Here is a 15,105-nt window from a genome sequence, read left to right on the forward strand (position 1 = left end):
CGCATGCAATGGACGATCGGCAAAGTCAAAGTCACAAAGGTCGTCGAGCTCGAGACCGTCGGCAGCACACGATTCATCCTGCCGTTGGCCGGCCGGGAGGAGATCCAGAGCCTGCCCTGGCTGATCCCGCATTTCGCCAACGAGGATGGCCGGCTGAAAATGTCGATCCATTCGCTGCTGGTCGAGACGCCGGAGCACCGCATCATCGTCGACACCGGGCTCGGCAACGACAAGCAGGGCCGCAACGTGCCGACCTGGAACAACCGCAGCGATCCGTTCCTGGAAAAACTGACCGCCGCCGGATTTGCCCCCGACAGCATCGACACCGTGCTGTGCACGCATCTACATGTCGATCATGTCGGCTGGAACACGAAACTCGTCGGCGGCAAATGGGTGCCGACCTTCGGCAATGCGCGTTACGTGTTCGGCAAGACCGAGTATGAGCACTGGCGCGACCACAGCGACGACGCCGCGCATGCCGCCGTGTTCGCCGACTCGGTGAAGCCGATCGCGGATGCCGGCAAGGCCGAGCTGGTGCCGAGCGATCATCGCCTGACCGAGGAGATCACGCTGATCCCGACGCCGGGACACAGCCCCGGCCACATGAGCATCCACATCAGGTCCGGCGGCGCGGAAGGACTGCTCACCGGCGATGTCGCGCATCATCCCTGCCAGATGTATCACCTCGACTGGTCGTCGACCGCGGACTCCGACCAGAGGCAATCGGCCGCGACGCGGCGCGAATTGTTCTTGCGCTTTGCCGACACGCCGACGCTGGTGATCGGCGGGCACTTCAATGCCGGCCACATCAAGCGCGACGGCGACGCCTTCAGGTTCATCGCCCTGGAGGCGTAGAGCGTGATGCTTCTCGGTTGAATCAGTGTCGCAACAGATTCGCTGCACCTCTCCCGCTTGCGTGGTCGAGACGAGCGAAGCTCGTTCTTAGGTCGACGCGCTCGGCAGCGCACTTGCGCGCCAGAGCGCGTCGGGTGAGGACTCTCTCCACTAGGTGACTCGCGGCGAGACCCCCACGCCGGCCCTCCCCCACTAGCGGGAGAGGGAGCGCAGTTTTGTCCAGCCTCGTTTCCTAGATCAAACTGGCGCGCGCGAGGAAGAGCGCGTCCGCCTCGCTGGCGGCGAGCGCGGCCGGATAGGGCAAGGCCTTGGCCCGTCCGGGCAGGTTGCGCTCGAGCTCGGTGCGCTCTTCGTCATCAGCAGCGATGTAGACGGTGACCCGGATCAGTCGGCCGAGCTGGGCCTTGCGCGCCTTCATCCACAGCACCATCGGCTTGCCGGCGGCGACCTCCGGCTGATCGTCGACGTTGACGATCACGGCGATCGGACGATTCGCGGCAAGCAGCTCGCTGTATTCCGCGGTCCAGTCGCAGCCGTCCTGCTCGGTCTGCAGACGGCCGGTTGCGATGAAGATGCCGGGCTCGGCCTCGCGAAAGAATTTCATGGAAGCTTCCTCATGGTGACGGCGCCTGACCGTGCCGATCAGGCGGACCGCGGGCGGCGGCGGGGCAGAAATATCTATCGACTGACGGTTGGTCAATGTATCTAAGTCATTTGAAAGTCATTCTAAATATGCGATGCAAGAATCGGTTATCAGGTGCGGATGGATGCTGACGGTATGATCGGGAAGCGGCAGGCGGCAGCCACGCGCGGCGCGGCGCAACGCTGGAGACGGACCCAGCCGGCCGAAGTCAGGGTCGACGACCTGATGTCGGCTGCGGCGGCCCTCTTCATCGCGAAGGGCATCGAGGCCACCACGATCGACGACATCGCCGCCCGGGCCGGCGTCGCGAAGGGCACCTTCTACCATTACTTCGCGACCAAGGCGGACGTGATCATCGCCCTGCGCGCGCGCTTCACGCAGGATTTCCTCGCCCGGGTGGCGGCGGCGATCGCCGAGCGCGCCGCGGACGATCATCGCGGACGGCTGTCGGCCTGGCTGCGCGGCGCCGTCGGAACCTATCTCTCCAATGTCGAGCTGCACGACGTCGTGTTTCACGACTTCCCGCATCATCAGCGCCAGTTGCAGGAAAAGGACGACGTGATCGCCCAGATCGTCGCCGTGCTGGAGGATGGCAGGACAGCCGGCGTCTGGGCTTTCCCGGACGCCCGCAGCGCGGCGCTGATCGTGTTCGACGGGATGCACGCCGTGGCCGACGATGCGATCGTCGCGGGCACGCGCAATCCCGAGCCACCGTGCCGGCTGCTGGAAGAGATGTTCACGCGGATGCTGGCGGCGCCCCGTCCGCGATCGTGAACGGCGGTCGAAGGAACGGCTCAAGGCGGCCACGCCGGAAGGTGATGGCTGCAATGCCATGGCCGTGAAGCGGTTGAATTTCCCGGCGCGCTGTTCCATGAAGCGTGTCGAGGTATACCAGTAACAATCCTCAGGACATCGTAGGGAGTGATCAACATGAAGCTTGTTCGTTATGGCGAAAAGGGTGCGGAAAAGCCCGGTCTGATCGACAAATCCGGCCAGCTCCGCGACCTCTCGGCCCATCTGAAGGACCTGACCGGCGATGCCTACACGCCGGAATCGCTGAAGAAGCTTGCTGCGCTCGATCCCGCCTCCCTCCCCGCCGTCGCCGGCAAGCCGCGCTTCGGTGCCCCCGTCACCGGCATCTCCAAATTCGTCGCGATCGGCCTGAACTATTCCGACCACGCCAAGGAAACCGGCAACCCGATCCCGTCCGAGCCGATCTTCTTCCTGAAGGCCAACACCGCGCTGTCCGGTCCCAACGATCCGGTCGAGAAGCCGCGCGGTTCGACCAAGCTCGACTGGGAAGTCGAGATCGCCGCCATCATCGGCACCCGCGCCAAATACGTCTCGGAGGCCGACGCGCTGAACCACGTCGCCGGCTACTGCATCTGCAACGACGTCTCCGAGCGCAACTTCCAGATCGAGCGCCTCGGCCAGTGGACCAAGGGCAAGTCGCATGACACGTTCGGCCCGGTCGGCCCGTGGCTCGCCACCAAGGACGAAATCGCCGACGTGCAGAAGCTGTCGATGTGGCTCGACGTCAACGGCCAGCGCCGCCAGACCGGCACGACCTCGACCATGATCTTCACGATGGCGAAGTGCATCTCCTACGTCTCGCAGTTCATGACGCTGCTGCCCGGCGACATCGTCACGACAGGCACCCCGCCCGGCGTCGGCACCGGCATGAAGCCGCCGCAATACCTCAATGTCGGCGACGTCGTGACGCTCGGCATCGAAGGCCTCGGCGAGCAGCGCCAGGAAATCGTCGGGGCGTGAGCGCCCACGTGCTGTTCCTGAATTCGTCATGCCCGGGCTTGACCCGGGAATCCACGTCTTAGGTCTTCAACGGAGGCAAAGACATGGATGGCCGGGTCAAGCCCGGCCATGACAGAGGCAAGAGCTTTCGCAAGGAATTCCCCAATGAAACTCACCTTCTCTCCCGCCTCCCCGTTCGCCCGCAAGGTGCGCATCGCGGCGATCGAGCTTGGCCTGATCGACAAGATCGAGCTGGTGCCGGCGACCGTCGCGCCCGGCACGGCCAACGACGAATACTCCAGGATCTCGCCGCTGAAGAAACTGCCGGTGCTGATCCTCGACCATGGCGACGTCATCCTCGATTCCTATGTCATCGTCGAATATCTCAACGAGCTCGGCGGCGGCCGGCTGATCCCGGGCTACGGCCCGCGGCGCTGGCAGCTGAAGACCGATCATTCGCTGCTCAACGGCATGCTCGATTCCATGTTGCTGTGCCGCTACGAGAAGATGGTGCGGCCGCAGGGCTCGCTGTGGCAGGCCTGGTATGACGATCACTGGAACAGGGCCTGGGCCGGCATGGCGCGGTTCGAGAACCGGCCGGATGTTCTCGATGGCTCGTCGTTCGATATCGCGCAGATCGGCCTCGTCTGCGTACTCGGCTATGCCGATTTCCGCTTCGCCGATTGCGGCTGGCGCAAGGCCTACCCCAAGCTCGACGCCTTCTACCAGAAAATGCTGGAGCGGCCGTCGGTGAAGATCTCGGCGCCGCCGGCGGCGTAACCAAGCTCCGCGTGGGGAGGACGACGATGCGCGAAGTCTCCCCCGCCGCTAACTTCCCGGCGCGAGCGTTGGGCTCGTCACGCGTTCCTTCACGCGAACCCGACTCCACTTCGCTCGAAACGCCAACACCAAGGAATCACCATGAGCCTGAAGTTTGCCGCCGGCGATCTCACCATTCACCGCATCGTCGAGCAGGAGACGACGTTCCTGCCCGCGCACGACATGCTGCCCGGGTTGACGCCGGAAGTGCTCGCCGAGAACCGCGGCTGGATGCAGGCCACCGGCGCGCTCGACGACAGCGACACCTTGATCCTGGCGTTCCAGTCCTATGTCGTGAAGACGCCGCACCACATTATCCTGATCGACAGCTGCATCGGCAACGACAAGCCGCGGCCGGCGCGGCCGAAATGGAACATGAAGACCGACGACAACTATCTGCGCGGTCTGGCGTCAGCCGGCTTCTCCGTCGCTGACATCGACTATGTGATGTGCACGCATCTGCATGTCGATCACGTCGGCTGGAACACGCGGCTGGAGAACGGCCGCTGGGTGCCGACCTTTCCAAACGCGCGCTACGTGTTCGACAAGGCCGAGTTCGACTACTGGACCGAGAGCAATGCGAAGGCCGAGGTCCCGCCTTTCGTGGACAGCGTGCTGCCGGTGGTCGAGGCCAAGCGGGCCGAGATCGTCGGCCATGACTTTGCGATCGGCGACCACGCCCGCATCCTGCCGACGCCCGGCCACACGCCGGGCCACGTCGCCTTCACCTTCGGCCGCGGCAAGGACGCTGCGGTGTTTTCGGGCGATCTGATGCACTCGCCGATCCAGACGCATTATCCGGAGCTGTCGGCGAAGTTCGATGTCGACCAGACGCAAGCCGCGAAGACGCGGCGCGGCTTCCTGGAGCGCTATTGCGACACCGACACGCTGTGCTGCCCCGCGCATTTCCCGTCGCCGTCGATTGGCAAGATCAGGCGGAAGGGCAACGGGTTCGTGTGCGAGACGGCGTAGGCGACCTGCTCGGTTCACCCTCCCCTGGAGGGGGAGGGTCGACGCGAATGTGTGAACCGACCCTCCCCCTCCAGGGGAGGGTAACCGTTCCTTAATCAAACAAACTCGGCGTGTGGTTCACGATCGCGCCTTCGATCTGCAGCATCTTCAGCTTGGTGACCACGCCGCCATTGGCCGAGAAGCCGCCCGGCTTGTTGCCGGCCGCCAGCACGCGGTGGCAGGGCACCACGATCGGGCACGGGTTGCGGCCGAGCGCCTGGCCGACGTCGCGCGACAGCTCGACGCCGCCGAGCTGCTTGGCGATATCGCCATAGGTCATGGTTTTGCCCGGCGGAATTTTCCGCGCGATGTCGTAGACGCCGCGGTTGAACTCCGGCACGCCGTCGAGATCGAGCACGATGTCGGCAAGGTCGTTCGGCTTGCCGGCGAGCAGCTCGATCATGCCGTCGATCGCGTGCTGCACCTCGGCCGGCGGGGCCGCCTCGGTGACCTCGCCGTTGCGCTGGAAGATCCGCTTGCGGGTCTTCTCCTCGGTGCCCATCGGAAGCTGCACGCCGGTGACGCCGTGCTCGCCCCAGACGACGCCGCAGGCGCCGATCATGGTCTCGAAGATTGCAAAATGCTGGCCGGTCATGGCTCGCTCCAGATGTTCCCTTCAGCTCTCGCGTGAGCCTGGTGTTGATCCGGAATCTAGGCTTGGAGAATGTTGCTATCCACCCGAATTCCGTGGGAACTTCGGCCAAATCAACAACATCTCCTGCCTCTCCGCGAGCCCAAAATGCACAGCCTCCACGTCAACGGTTTCGACATGCCCTATCTCGATGTCGGAGAGGGCCCGCCGCTGGTCTGCGTGCACGGCTCGCTGTGCGACTTCCGGATCTGGTCGGCGGTGCTCGGTCCGCTGACGCGCCGGCACCGCGTGATCGCGGTCAGCCTGCGGCACTTCTTCCCGGCGCACTGGGACGGCGTCGGCGACACCTATTCGATCGCACAGCATGTCGATGATGTGATCGCCTTCATCGAGGCCTTCGACACCAAACCGGTCGACCTGATGGGGCATTCCCGCGGCGGCCACATCTGCTTCCGCGCCGCGCAGCGGCGGCCAGACCTGTTGCGCAAGCTGATCCTCGCCGAGCCGGGCGGCGAGCTCGACGAGACCCTTGATCCCGATTTCAAGCCGGGCCCCTCGCCGCTGGCAGCACGCTTCGCGGCCTGTGCCGAGGAGATCGCCAAGGGGGACATCGACGGCGGCTTGCAGATCTTCATGGACGCGCTCGAAGGCCCCGGGGCGTGGAAACGGATTCCGGCGACCGCCAAGCAGCTGTTGCGCGACAATGCGACCACGCTGATCGGCCAGACCCGCGACCAGCGCCCGCCATTCTCGAAGGCGGACGCGGAGGCGATCAAGACACCGACGCTGTTCATCGGCGGCGCCAACACCAAGGGCATGCTGCCGAAGGTGCTGCACGCGCTCGCCGCCAACGTGAAGGGTTCGCGCACCGAGATGATCCCGGGCACCACGCATCCGATGTTCGAGCAGGCGCCGCAGCGCTACTGCGAGATCGTGCTGGAGTATCTCTCCGCTTAAGCGGTGTACCCTCTCCCCTTGTGGGAGAGGGTGGTGCGATGACGCGCAGCGGCATCGGTGGCGGCCTCTCCCACAAGAAGTAAGAAGGTTACTCTCTCACACCTTCCAGGCACCGACCGGCTGGCGCACCGCGACGTTCAGCCGGTTCCAGACGTTGATCGCCGCGATGCCCAGCACCAGCGACGCGAGCTGCTGCTCGTCGAAGTGCTTCGCCGCTTCATCCCACACCGCGTCCGTCACCGGATCCTCGCGGTCGCTGAGCCGGGTCACCGCTTCGGTCAGCGCCAGCGCGGCGCGCTCGGCCTCGGTGAAATAAGGCGCGTCGCGCCAGGCGCCGACCGCGAACAGCCGCTCGTCGGTCTCGCCGGCGCGCCGGGCGATTTTCGGGTGCATGTCGACGCAGACGCTGCAGCAATTGATCTGGCTGGCGCGAAGATGCACCAGTTCCAGCAGCTTCTCCGGCAATGCCGGTTTGGTGCTCTCGCTCAGCGCCTGCAATGCCTTCATGGCCTCGGGAACAACCATCACCGGGTGGTTCATGCGGGCTTTCATCATGTCATTCTCCTGATTTGCCTTTTGACGGCGCCGCGCCGATCTGTTGTCACATCGGCGCAGTTTCGTTCGTCATGGCCATGACGGAGCGGACCAAGGGAATGTGACCGATGGACGAGAAAAATTCTCTCACCGAACAGTTCGAGGCCAACCGGCCGCGCTTGCGGGCCGTGGCCTATCGCATGCTGGGCTCGTCCGCCGAAGTCGACGATGCCGTGCAGGAAACCTGGCTGCGGCTCGGCCGCACCGACGCTGCTGCGGTCGACAATCTCGGGGGATGGCTGACCACGGTGATCGCGCGCATCTGTCTCGACATGCTGCGCTCGCGCAAATCGCGCCGCGAGGAGCCGATCGGTCAGCATGTGCCGGAGCCGATCGCGGACAATCCGTCCGAGCGCGAGGCCGAGATGGCTGACTCCGTCGGCGCCGCGCTGCTCGTGGTGCTGGAAACGCTGGCGCCGGCCGAACGGCTGGCCTTCGTGCTGCACGACATGTTCGCAGTGCCGTTCGAGGAGATCGCGCCGATCGTCGGGCGCACGCCGGCCGCCGCGCGGCAGCTCGCCAGCCGTGCCAGGCGTCGCGTGCAGGGTACGCCACCCGCACCGGATGCCGATCTCAGCCGGCAGCGCGGCATCGTCGAGGCCTTCCTTGCCGCGTCCCGCAACGGCGATTTCGAAGGACTGCTGGCCGTGCTGGCGCCCGACGTCGTGGTGCGCGCCGATCAGGCCGCGCAGCGGCTCGGCTCGCTGCCGGTGATCCGCGGCGCCAAAGCGGTGGCCGAAAGCTTCAAGGGACGCGCGCAGGCGGCAAAACCCGCGCTGGTCGACGGCGAGATCGGCGTTGCGGTCATCTTCGGCGGCGCGCTGCGCATCGTGCTGCGGGTCACGATCTCAGGCGACCGGATCGCGGCGATCGACGCGACCGCCGACGCCTCGGAGATCGAGACCTTCGATGTCGAGGTGCTCGAGCGCAATTGACGCAGCTGGAGGCGCGCAGACTGCAATGCTAGTGTCTTCCCGTATTCATGCAGGGAGGACGACAATGAAACTATCCATCAAATTGCTCGCGTCGGCCGGCCTGCTCGCCCTCGCCTCCTCCCCCGCCTTTGCCGCCGCAGACGAGAAGCTGCGCGCGGCCGCCGAGCGGGCCCAGCCGGCGGTGATCGAGAGCCTGCACGACATGGTGCTGATCGAGTCGGGCTCCAGCGATGTCGAAGGCCTGCAGAAGATGGCCGACTACACCGAGGCGCGGCTGAAGGCGCTCGGCGCCAAGACTGAACGCCGCAAGACCACGAAGGGCGCCGGTGCCGACATGGTGATCGGCAGCTTTGAGGGCAGCGGCACGAAGAAGCTGATGCTGATCGCACATATGGATACGGTGTACGAGCACGGCATCCTCGACACCCAGCCCTACAAGATCGACGGCACCAGGATCTATGGGCCTGGCATTGCCGACGACAAGGGCGGCATCGCCGTCGTCCTGCATTCACTGAAGATCCTGAACGATGCGGGCTGGCGCGACTACGCCAAGCTCACGGTGTCGTTCAATCCGGACGAGGAGGTCGGCTCGATCGGCTCCGGCGAGATCATCGCCGAGCTCGCCGACCAGCACGATGTGGTGCTGTCCTGCGAGCCGACGGTTGCGCCGCCGGTCGCGAAAAATGAGAGCCTGCTGCTCGGCGCCAGCGGCACCGCCACCGGCACGATCGATGTCAAGGGCAAGGCCTCGCATGCCGGCGCGGCGCCGCAGCTCGGCCGCAACGCGCTAATCGAGCTCGCACATCAATTGCTGCAGACCCAGGACGTCGCGAAATCGATTCCGGGCACGCAGCTGAACTGGACCACCGCGAAGGCCGGCACCGTGCGCAACCAGATCCCCGATCACGCCACCGCCGGCGCCGACATCCGCCTCACCATTCCCGACGGCGTGCAAAAGCTGCAGGCGGCGCTCGACGAGAAGGTGAAGAACAGACTGATCGCGGACACCGAGGTGACCGTGAAGGTCACAGCTGGCCGTCCGCCCTTCGTGGCCGATGATCGCGGCCGCGCGCTCGCCAGGCAAGGACAGGCGATCTACACCGAACTCGGCCGCACGCTCGACATCGCGGAAATGACCGGCGGCGCGACCGACGCCGGCTACGCCGCGCGCAGCGGCAAGGCCGTCGTGGTCGAAAGCTTCGGCCTCGCCGGCTGGGGCTATCACGCCCGCGACGAATACATCGACACCAACTCGATTGTGCCGCGGCTCTATCTGATGACGCGGACGCTGATGGACCTGGGCAAGGCGAAATAGCGGTTCCGCAAAACTCGTCATGCCCGGGCTTGTCCCGGACATCCATGTCTCTGGTCCCACATCAAGACGACGTGGATGGCTGGATCAACGTGGATGGCTGGATCAAGCCCGGCCATGACGGACGTTAGGACGGCTGTCCCAGCGCGGCCCGATCAAAACTTCCGCATTCTCAATCGCTTAGTGTTGTCGCAAACCGGGGCCTTGACCGCTCCTACAACCCGCAATAACCTCATTTTCGAACACGGAATTCCGTATTCCAAGCTGGACGATCGGTATGATTCCGTTGGACCCGCTTCCAAACCTCATCGACCAGGTTTACGGGCGATTGCTCGAAGCGATCATCGACCGCACGCTGCTGCCTGGCCAGCGCATCACCCAGAACGAACTTGCCGATCGGCTCGGCGTCTCGCGCCAGCCGATTTCGCACGCCCTGCATCTGTTGCATCGCCAGGGCCTTGTCGCCGAGAGCGGCAGACGCGGCTTCGAGGTGACGCAGCTCGATCCGCAGCGCATCCGCGAGCTTTATGAAGTCCGCGGCGCCATCGATGCGCTGGCGGCGCGGCTTGCCGCTTCGCGTGTCAAAGAGGATGCCGCGGGCCGCGCGCAGCTCGAAGCCGCGCTCGAAGCCGGACGCGCGATCGACGACAGCACGCCGCTGGCACGGCTGATTGCGCTCGACGTCGATTTCCACAGCGCGATCTATCGCCTCGCCGGCAATTCCGCGATCGAGGAGATGATCGCGCCGCAATGGCCGCATATGCGCCGCTCGATGGCGACCGTGCTCGCCGAGCTCGACTACCGCGGCAGCGCCTGGACCGAGCACGAGACCATCGCCGCGCATGTTTTTTCCGGCAACGCCGCAGCAGCAGAAGCCGCGGCGCTGGCGCATGCGCAGACAGCAGGGCGGATGACCGAGGAGAAGCTGAGGGCAATCGACGTGGCGGCCTGAGCAAAACAAGGCCGTCATGGCCGGGTCAAGCCGGCCATGACCACAAGGAAAAGAAGCAATCAAAGGAGGAAAGCACCATGAAACTGACCCAAGAGCAGGTCGAATTTTTCCATCGCGAAGGCTGGCTGTTCCTGCCCGAGTTGTTCAGCCAGGAAGAGGTCGACTTCCTCGCGCGTGAGGCAGTTTCGATCTACGAGGCCAACCGTCCCGAGGTGTGGCGTGAGAAGAGCGGCGCGCCGCGCACGGCCTTTGCCGCGCATCTCTACAATGAGGCGTTCGGCATCCTCGGCGCGCATCCGCGCATGATCAACCCCATCGAGCAGCTGTTCGGTGAGAAGGTCTACATGCACCAGTTCAAGATCAACGCGAAGGCGGCCTTCACCGGCGACGTCTGGCAGTGGCACCAGGACTACGGCACCTGGAAGCGCGATGACGGCATGCCGGAGCCGCGCGCGATGAACATCGCGATCTTCCTCGACGAGGTGATGCCGATCAACGGGCCGCTGATGCTGGTGCCGCAGAGCCAGACCGCGGGCGATTTGAAGGCCTCGCACGATCTCGAAACCACGTCATATCCCCTGTGGACGCTGGACGAGGAAACCGTGACCCGCCTTGTGAAGCAAGGCGGCATCGTCGCGCCGACCGGCAAGCCCGGCGGCATGCTGATGTTCCACGGCAATCTGGTGCACGGATCGAGCGGCAACATCACGCCCTACCCGCGCAAGATCGTCTATTTGACGCTGAACGCGGTCTCGAACTACATCCGCACCCCGACGCGGCCCGACTACATCGCGCACCGCGACTTCACGCCGATCCAGACCGTTGCCGACGACGCGCTGCTGCGGCTCGCTCGTGCACCGCGACAGGCGGCGGAGTAAGGTCTTCGACCGTCATTCCGGGGCGGCGCGTTAGCGTCGAACCGCCGATGCGCAATTGCGCATCGGGGAATCTCGAGATTCCGGGTTCGACGCTACGCGTCGCCCCGGAATGACTCTCTAATTGGAAAGCATCATGAACCTGCATCACCTCCTCAAGACCCGCGCTGCCGCCGGCAAGCCGGTGCGCGTCGTCCTGATCGGCGCCGGCAAATTCGGCTCGATGTTCCTGTCGCAGGTGCCGCACACGCCGGGGCTTGAGGTGCCCGTGATCGTCGATCTCGACCGTGACCGGGCTCGCGAGGCGTGCCGCACCGTCGGCTGGGACGACGCGCGGATCAGCGCCACCACCTTCACCGACGACGGCGCGCGTGCGATCGCCGGTAGCGCATTCGATGTCGTGGTGGAAGCGACCGGCAATCCCGCCGTCGGCATCCGCCATGCCCGCGCGGCGATATCAGCCGGCAAGCATGTCGTGATGGTCAATGTCGAGGCCGATGTGCTGGCGGGGCCGCTGCTCGCCGAGGAGGCACGCAAGGCCGGCGTGGTCTATTCGCTTGCCTATGGCGATCAGCCGGCGCTGACGGCCGAGATGGTCGATTGGGCCCGCGCCACAGGCTTCCGCGTCGTCGCCGCCGGCAAGGGCACGAAATACCTGCCGGCCTATCACGACGTCACGCCGGAGGGCGTGTGGCAGCATTACGGGCTCACCGCCGGCGAGGCGCAATCCGCCGGCATGAACCCGCAGATGTTCAACTCCTTCCTCGACGGCACCAAATCCGCGATCGAGATGGCGGCGATCGCCAACGCCTGCACCCTCGACGTGCCGTCGGAGGGATTGCTGTTTCCGCCCTGCGGCGTCGACGACCTGCCGCATGTGATGCGGCCGCGCGAGGCGGGCGGCGTGCTGGAGAAATCCGGCATCGTCGAGGTGGTATCGTCGCTGGAGCGCGACGGCCGTCCGGTGTTTCGCGATCTGCGCTGGGGCGTCTATGTGGTGTTGGAGGCGCCCAACGATTATGCCGCCGATTGCTTCAGGCAGTACGGCCTCAAGACCGACGCCTCCGGCCGCTATGCGGCGATGTACAAGCCGTATCATCTAATCGGGCTCGAGCTGAACATCTCCGTGCTGTCGGCGGCGCTGCGCAACGAGCCGACCGGGCAGGCGCGCGGCTTCCGCGGCGACGTCGCAGCGGTGGCCAAGCGCAATCTGCGCGCCGGCGAGATGCTCGACGGCGAAGGCGGCTACACGGTGTGGGGCAAGCTGATGCCGGCCGCCGCCAGCCTCGCCGCCGGCGCATTGCCGATCGGGCTTGCCCATCGGGTGAAGCTGAAGAGCGACGTCGCCCATGGCGCGGTGGTGCGCTGGAGCGACATCGAGGTCGACGAGACCAACGACACGATCAAGACGCGCAAGGCGATGGAGCAGGCGTTTTCGCGCTGACACTCGAACGACGACGTCCTTCACCTCTTCCCCGCGCTTTGCGGGGAGAGGTCGGATCGCCCCGGCGATGCGAAGCATCGTCCGGTGCGATCCGGGTGAGGAGGCGCGAGGCACGCTGCTCAACAAGCAGCATGATGCTCGCCGGATAGAGGCCCCTCACCCCACCCCTCTCCCCGTAAGAACGGGGAGAGGGAGGAGAGCGCCCGCTCCAATAACTACGGCAGCAGCCGGCTCGCCTTCGCCTGCCTGAACCATTTGCGGAACATCGCCTCGGTATCCATCATCTCGGTGAAGCCGGCCTGGTTGATCTTCACCGTCGAGACGATCGACGGCGGACCCGACTCAGTCTGTCCGTAGCGCATGCTGTAATCGGCATATTGGAACGACAGGCCGACGAACTCCGCCAGTCCGGGCGCGATCAGGTCGTGCTTCCTGCGCAATTCGTCCCACGGCTCGATCCATTGCGGCCAGGTCTGCGCCAGCGACAGCGGCGCGTGCCGGCCCGGCGTCATCTCGAGCGCGTCCGAGACCGCCGGCCAGATATTTTCCCAGGTGAAGACGTCACCGTTGGTGACGTTGAACGCTTCGTTGCGCGCGGCCTCGGCGTCCCCCGACCAGGCGATCGCGCGTGCCAGCAGATCGACATCGACCGCCTGCGCGACGCGCGGCGCGCCGCCGGGATAATCCAGCGGCCTGCCCTGCGCGCGCAGCATCGCCGCATAGACGCCGAGCGGCGGGATCAGATCCATCGCACCGCCCATGGCTTCGCCGATGATCAGCACTGGGCGCAAGATGCTCCAGTGCCAGCTCTTGCCCCGCTGTAGCTCGCGCAGGAAATTCTCCTGCGCCCAATAGAAATTCGGCTGCTCGTACATTTCGGAACGCCCCTCGCGCGCCGGCACCGTGAGCGGCCGGACATGCACGCCATAGGCCTTGGTACCCTGGAGCAGCGCGACATGCTTGAGATCGGGCGCGACGGGTTCGAGCACACCCATCAAATTGCGCAGCATCCGGTCGTTGGTCTCGATCTGCCCGGCATCGCGCCAGCCATCGACCAGGCTGGGCGCCTCATAGAGCGCGGCGTAGATCAGGTGCGTCGCGCCACCGAGCTCGGCCGCGGCGCGACGGCAATCCTTCGCGCTGGTGAGGTCGATTCGCACATGCCGTGCGCCGTAGAGATCGCGTGGCTTGCGGCGCGACAGCGCAATGCGCTCGCAATCACCGGATGCGCCGAAGTGTCGCAATGCGGCGTTGCCCACGAGGCCGGTCGCGCCGGCAACCACGACTTTCTTGTTGGCCATGTCCATGAACTCCCATCAACCCACCCACCCTGCGTAGCAGATCGCGGCAAGACCGGCAGCCATCGCGGCGGGTATCAGATGAGACCGGCAGTGCCGATTGTCCTTCGCACCTGCAACGAAGGCAGGCGCTTGATTTCCTCCGGCAAACGATCATCCTGACCGGCGGAACCGGAAACTCGGATTTCCACAACAAGAGCCCGTCGAGGGCCACCGGACACATTCATCACAGGACGTCGATCGATCGGCGAAGAAAGACGGCACCAAGATCGTTCCCCTTGTCGAGGCATCGGCACACAGGAGGGAATACGCATGAAGCGTCGTGAATTCTTGAAGGCAGGCGGCGTCGGGCTGGCTGCGACGGCGGTCGCCGCACCTGCGGTCGCGCAATCGATGCCCGAGGTCAGGTGGCGGCTCGCGGCGAGCTGGCCGAAGGCACTCGACACGCTCTATGGCGGGTGTGAATTCTTCTGCAAGCGCGTCGCCGAGATCACCGACAACCGCTTCCAGATCCAGTCATTCGCCGCCGGCGAGATCGTGCCCGGCCTGCAGGTGCTGGACGCCGTCTCCAACGGCACGGTCGAGATGGGCAACACCGCGCTGTATTACTACTGGGGCAAGAATCCCGCCTTCACCTTCGGAACGTCGCTGCCGTTCGGCCTCAACACGCGCCAGCACATTTCCTGGCTGCAATGGGGCGGCGGCACCGACCTGCTCAACAATTTGCTCGCAGAATACAACTGCATCGGCATTCCGACCGGCTCGACCGGCGCCCAGATGGGCGGCTGGTTCCGGAAGGAGATCAAGTCGATGGCGGATTTCCAGGGCTTGAAGTTCCGGGTCGGCGGCTTCGCCGGCACCATCATCGCCAAGGTCGGCGGTGTGCCGCAGCAGATCGCCGGCGGCGACATCTATCCGGCGCTGGAAAAAGGCACCATCGACGCCGCCGAATGGGTCGGGCCGTATGACGACGAGAAGCTCGGCTTCGTCAAGGTCGCGAAGTTCTACTACTACCCCGGCTGGTGGGAGGGCACCGGCCAGGGCCACAATGTGATGAACAAGGACA

The 15,105-nt window shown here is 65.2% G+C and carries 16 protein-coding genes (1 of these 16 cut by a window edge); 12 read left to right on the forward strand and 4 right to left on the reverse strand.

From position 1 onward, the window contains the following. The first annotated feature begins 3 nt into the window (after nucleotides 1-3). Complete coding sequence (locus E2I15_RS27540) at nucleotides 4-855, forward strand: MBL fold metallo-hydrolase (RefSeq protein ID WP_137478932.1); 852 nt, start codon at nucleotides 4-6, stop codon at nucleotides 853-855. 232 nt (nucleotides 856-1,087) lie between these two features. Here E2I15_RS27540 and E2I15_RS27545 read toward each other — a convergent pair whose 3' ends face one another. Next, entirely contained in the window at nucleotides 1,088-1,459 is a 372-nt protein-coding gene (locus E2I15_RS27545) for a hypothetical protein (RefSeq protein WP_137478931.1), read from the reverse strand. Nucleotides 1,460-1,633: 174 nt separating this feature from the next. On the opposite strand from E2I15_RS27545, the gene E2I15_RS27550 reads away from it, so the two are divergent. The 4 genes from E2I15_RS27550 to E2I15_RS27565 all read left to right on the forward strand — a co-directional run bounded on the left by E2I15_RS27550 (nucleotide 1,634) and on the right by E2I15_RS27565 (nucleotide 5,041). Continuing rightward, nucleotides 1,634-2,272: a TetR/AcrR family transcriptional regulator gene (locus E2I15_RS27550; RefSeq protein ID WP_137478930.1), complete on the forward strand. Its 639-nt coding sequence runs from the start codon at nucleotides 1,634-1,636 to the stop codon at nucleotides 2,270-2,272. Nucleotides 2,273-2,428: 156 nt separating this feature from the next. Continuing rightward, nucleotides 2,429-3,271, forward strand: a complete 843-nt coding sequence (locus tag E2I15_RS27555) for a fumarylacetoacetate hydrolase family protein (RefSeq protein WP_026191869.1) — start codon at nucleotides 2,429-2,431, stop codon at nucleotides 3,269-3,271. A 144-nt stretch (nucleotides 3,272-3,415) separates the two neighbouring features. Beyond that, nucleotides 3,416-4,030 carry a glutathione S-transferase family protein gene (locus E2I15_RS27560; RefSeq protein ID WP_016842744.1) on the forward strand — a complete coding sequence of 205 codons (615 nt, stop codon included), beginning with the start codon at nucleotides 3,416-3,418 and terminating at the stop codon, nucleotides 4,028-4,030. Nucleotides 4,031-4,171: 141 nt separating this feature from the next. Further along, nucleotides 4,172-5,041, forward strand: a complete 870-nt coding sequence (locus tag E2I15_RS27565; RefSeq protein ID WP_155262589.1) for an MBL fold metallo-hydrolase — start codon at nucleotides 4,172-4,174, stop codon at nucleotides 5,039-5,041. A 91-nt stretch (nucleotides 5,042-5,132) separates the two neighbouring features. Here E2I15_RS27565 and E2I15_RS27570 read toward each other — a convergent pair whose 3' ends face one another. Next, nucleotides 5,133-5,675 (reverse strand): methylated-DNA--[protein]-cysteine S-methyltransferase, encoded by a 543-nt coding sequence (locus E2I15_RS27570; protein ID WP_028341914.1) that lies wholly within the window; start codon nucleotides 5,673-5,675, stop codon nucleotides 5,133-5,135. A 144-nt stretch (nucleotides 5,676-5,819) separates the two neighbouring features. On the opposite strand from E2I15_RS27570, the gene E2I15_RS27575 reads away from it, so the two are divergent. Beyond that, nucleotides 5,820-6,629 carry an alpha/beta fold hydrolase gene (locus E2I15_RS27575; RefSeq protein WP_137478928.1) on the forward strand — a complete coding sequence of 270 codons (810 nt, stop codon included), beginning with the start codon at nucleotides 5,820-5,822 and terminating at the stop codon, nucleotides 6,627-6,629. Between the two features lie 96 nt (nucleotides 6,630-6,725). Here the strand turns inward: E2I15_RS27575 and E2I15_RS27580 are convergent, their stop codons facing one another. After that, nucleotides 6,726-7,181: a carboxymuconolactone decarboxylase family protein gene (locus E2I15_RS27580; protein WP_155262605.1), complete on the reverse strand. Its 456-nt coding sequence runs from the start codon at nucleotides 7,179-7,181 to the stop codon at nucleotides 6,726-6,728. Between the two features lie 110 nt (nucleotides 7,182-7,291). On the opposite strand from E2I15_RS27580, the gene E2I15_RS27585 reads away from it, so the two are divergent. The 5 genes from E2I15_RS27585 to E2I15_RS27605 all read left to right on the forward strand — a co-directional run bounded on the left by E2I15_RS27585 (nucleotide 7,292) and on the right by E2I15_RS27605 (nucleotide 12,741). Continuing rightward, nucleotides 7,292-8,158: a sigma-70 family RNA polymerase sigma factor gene (locus E2I15_RS27585; protein WP_137478927.1), complete on the forward strand. Its 867-nt coding sequence runs from the start codon at nucleotides 7,292-7,294 to the stop codon at nucleotides 8,156-8,158. 64 nt (nucleotides 8,159-8,222) lie between these two features. Continuing rightward, entirely contained in the window at nucleotides 8,223-9,473 is a 1,251-nt protein-coding gene (locus tag E2I15_RS27590; protein ID WP_137478926.1) for a M20/M25/M40 family metallo-hydrolase, read from the forward strand. A gap of 274 nt (nucleotides 9,474-9,747) precedes the next feature. After that, complete coding sequence (locus E2I15_RS27595) at nucleotides 9,748-10,422, forward strand: GntR family transcriptional regulator (RefSeq protein WP_137478925.1); 675 nt, start codon at nucleotides 9,748-9,750, stop codon at nucleotides 10,420-10,422. 77 nt (nucleotides 10,423-10,499) lie between these two features. Further along, the gene (locus E2I15_RS27600) at nucleotides 10,500-11,300 is read left to right on the forward strand and encodes a phytanoyl-CoA dioxygenase family protein (RefSeq protein WP_137478924.1); all 801 of its coding nucleotides are present in this window, start codon (nucleotides 10,500-10,502) and stop codon (nucleotides 11,298-11,300) included. Between the two features lie 133 nt (nucleotides 11,301-11,433). Beyond that, nucleotides 11,434-12,741, forward strand: coding sequence for an NAD(P)H-dependent oxidoreductase (locus E2I15_RS27605; RefSeq protein ID WP_137478923.1), 1,308 nt, complete (start codon nucleotides 11,434-11,436; stop codon nucleotides 12,739-12,741). 215 nt (nucleotides 12,742-12,956) lie between these two features. Here E2I15_RS27605 and E2I15_RS27610 read toward each other — a convergent pair whose 3' ends face one another. Then, nucleotides 12,957-14,042 carry an NAD-dependent epimerase/dehydratase family protein gene (locus E2I15_RS27610; protein WP_137478922.1) on the reverse strand — a complete coding sequence of 362 codons (1,086 nt, stop codon included), beginning with the start codon at nucleotides 14,040-14,042 and terminating at the stop codon, nucleotides 12,957-12,959. A 309-nt stretch (nucleotides 14,043-14,351) separates the two neighbouring features. Here E2I15_RS27610 and E2I15_RS27615 point away from each other — a divergent pair, with 309 nt between their 5' ends. Beyond that, nucleotides 14,352-15,105 carry the 5' portion of a TRAP transporter substrate-binding protein gene (locus E2I15_RS27615; protein WP_137478921.1) on the forward strand. It continues 335 nt past the right edge of the window, so only the first 754 of its 1,089 coding nucleotides appear in the window; the start codon lies at nucleotides 14,352-14,354; the stop codon falls past the right edge of the window.

Source organism: Bradyrhizobium sp. BR2003 (assembly GCF_009720285.1).
Classification (GTDB): domain Bacteria; phylum Pseudomonadota; class Alphaproteobacteria; order Rhizobiales; family Xanthobacteraceae; genus Bradyrhizobium; species Bradyrhizobium elkanii.

Excerpts from the sequence above, each read along its gene's own strand:
- E2I15_RS27550 (WP_137478930.1), top strand. The coding sequence starts at position 1,634 with ATGATCGGGAAGCGGCAGGCGGCAGCCACGCGCGGCGCGGCGCAACGC.
- E2I15_RS27610 (WP_137478922.1), bottom strand. The coding sequence starts at position 14,042 with ATGGCCAACAAGAAAGTCGTGGTTGCCGGCGCGACCGGCCTCGTGGGC.
- E2I15_RS27565 (WP_155262589.1), top strand. The coding sequence starts at position 4,172 with ATGAGCCTGAAGTTTGCCGCCGGCGATCTCACCATTCACCGCATCGTC.
- E2I15_RS27540 (WP_137478932.1), top strand. The coding sequence starts at position 4 with ATGCAATGGACGATCGGCAAAGTCAAAGTCACAAAGGTCGTCGAGCTC.
- E2I15_RS27560 (WP_016842744.1), top strand. The coding sequence starts at position 3,416 with ATGAAACTCACCTTCTCTCCCGCCTCCCCGTTCGCCCGCAAGGTGCGC.
- E2I15_RS27545 (WP_137478931.1), bottom strand. The coding sequence starts at position 1,459 with ATGAAATTCTTTCGCGAGGCCGAGCCCGGCATCTTCATCGCAACCGGC.
- E2I15_RS27575 (WP_137478928.1), top strand. The coding sequence starts at position 5,820 with ATGCACAGCCTCCACGTCAACGGTTTCGACATGCCCTATCTCGATGTC.
- E2I15_RS27570 (WP_028341914.1), bottom strand. The coding sequence starts at position 5,675 with ATGACCGGCCAGCATTTTGCAATCTTCGAGACCATGATCGGCGCCTGC.
- E2I15_RS27600 (WP_137478924.1), top strand. The coding sequence starts at position 10,500 with ATGAAACTGACCCAAGAGCAGGTCGAATTTTTCCATCGCGAAGGCTGG.
- E2I15_RS27590 (WP_137478926.1), top strand. The coding sequence starts at position 8,223 with ATGAAACTATCCATCAAATTGCTCGCGTCGGCCGGCCTGCTCGCCCTC.
- E2I15_RS27555 (WP_026191869.1), top strand. The coding sequence starts at position 2,429 with ATGAAGCTTGTTCGTTATGGCGAAAAGGGTGCGGAAAAGCCCGGTCTG.
- E2I15_RS27595 (WP_137478925.1), top strand. The coding sequence starts at position 9,748 with ATGATTCCGTTGGACCCGCTTCCAAACCTCATCGACCAGGTTTACGGG.
- E2I15_RS27580 (WP_155262605.1), bottom strand. The coding sequence starts at position 7,181 with ATGAAAGCCCGCATGAACCACCCGGTGATGGTTGTTCCCGAGGCCATG.
- E2I15_RS27585 (WP_137478927.1), top strand. The coding sequence starts at position 7,292 with ATGGACGAGAAAAATTCTCTCACCGAACAGTTCGAGGCCAACCGGCCG.
- E2I15_RS27605 (WP_137478923.1), top strand. The coding sequence starts at position 11,434 with ATGAACCTGCATCACCTCCTCAAGACCCGCGCTGCCGCCGGCAAGCCG.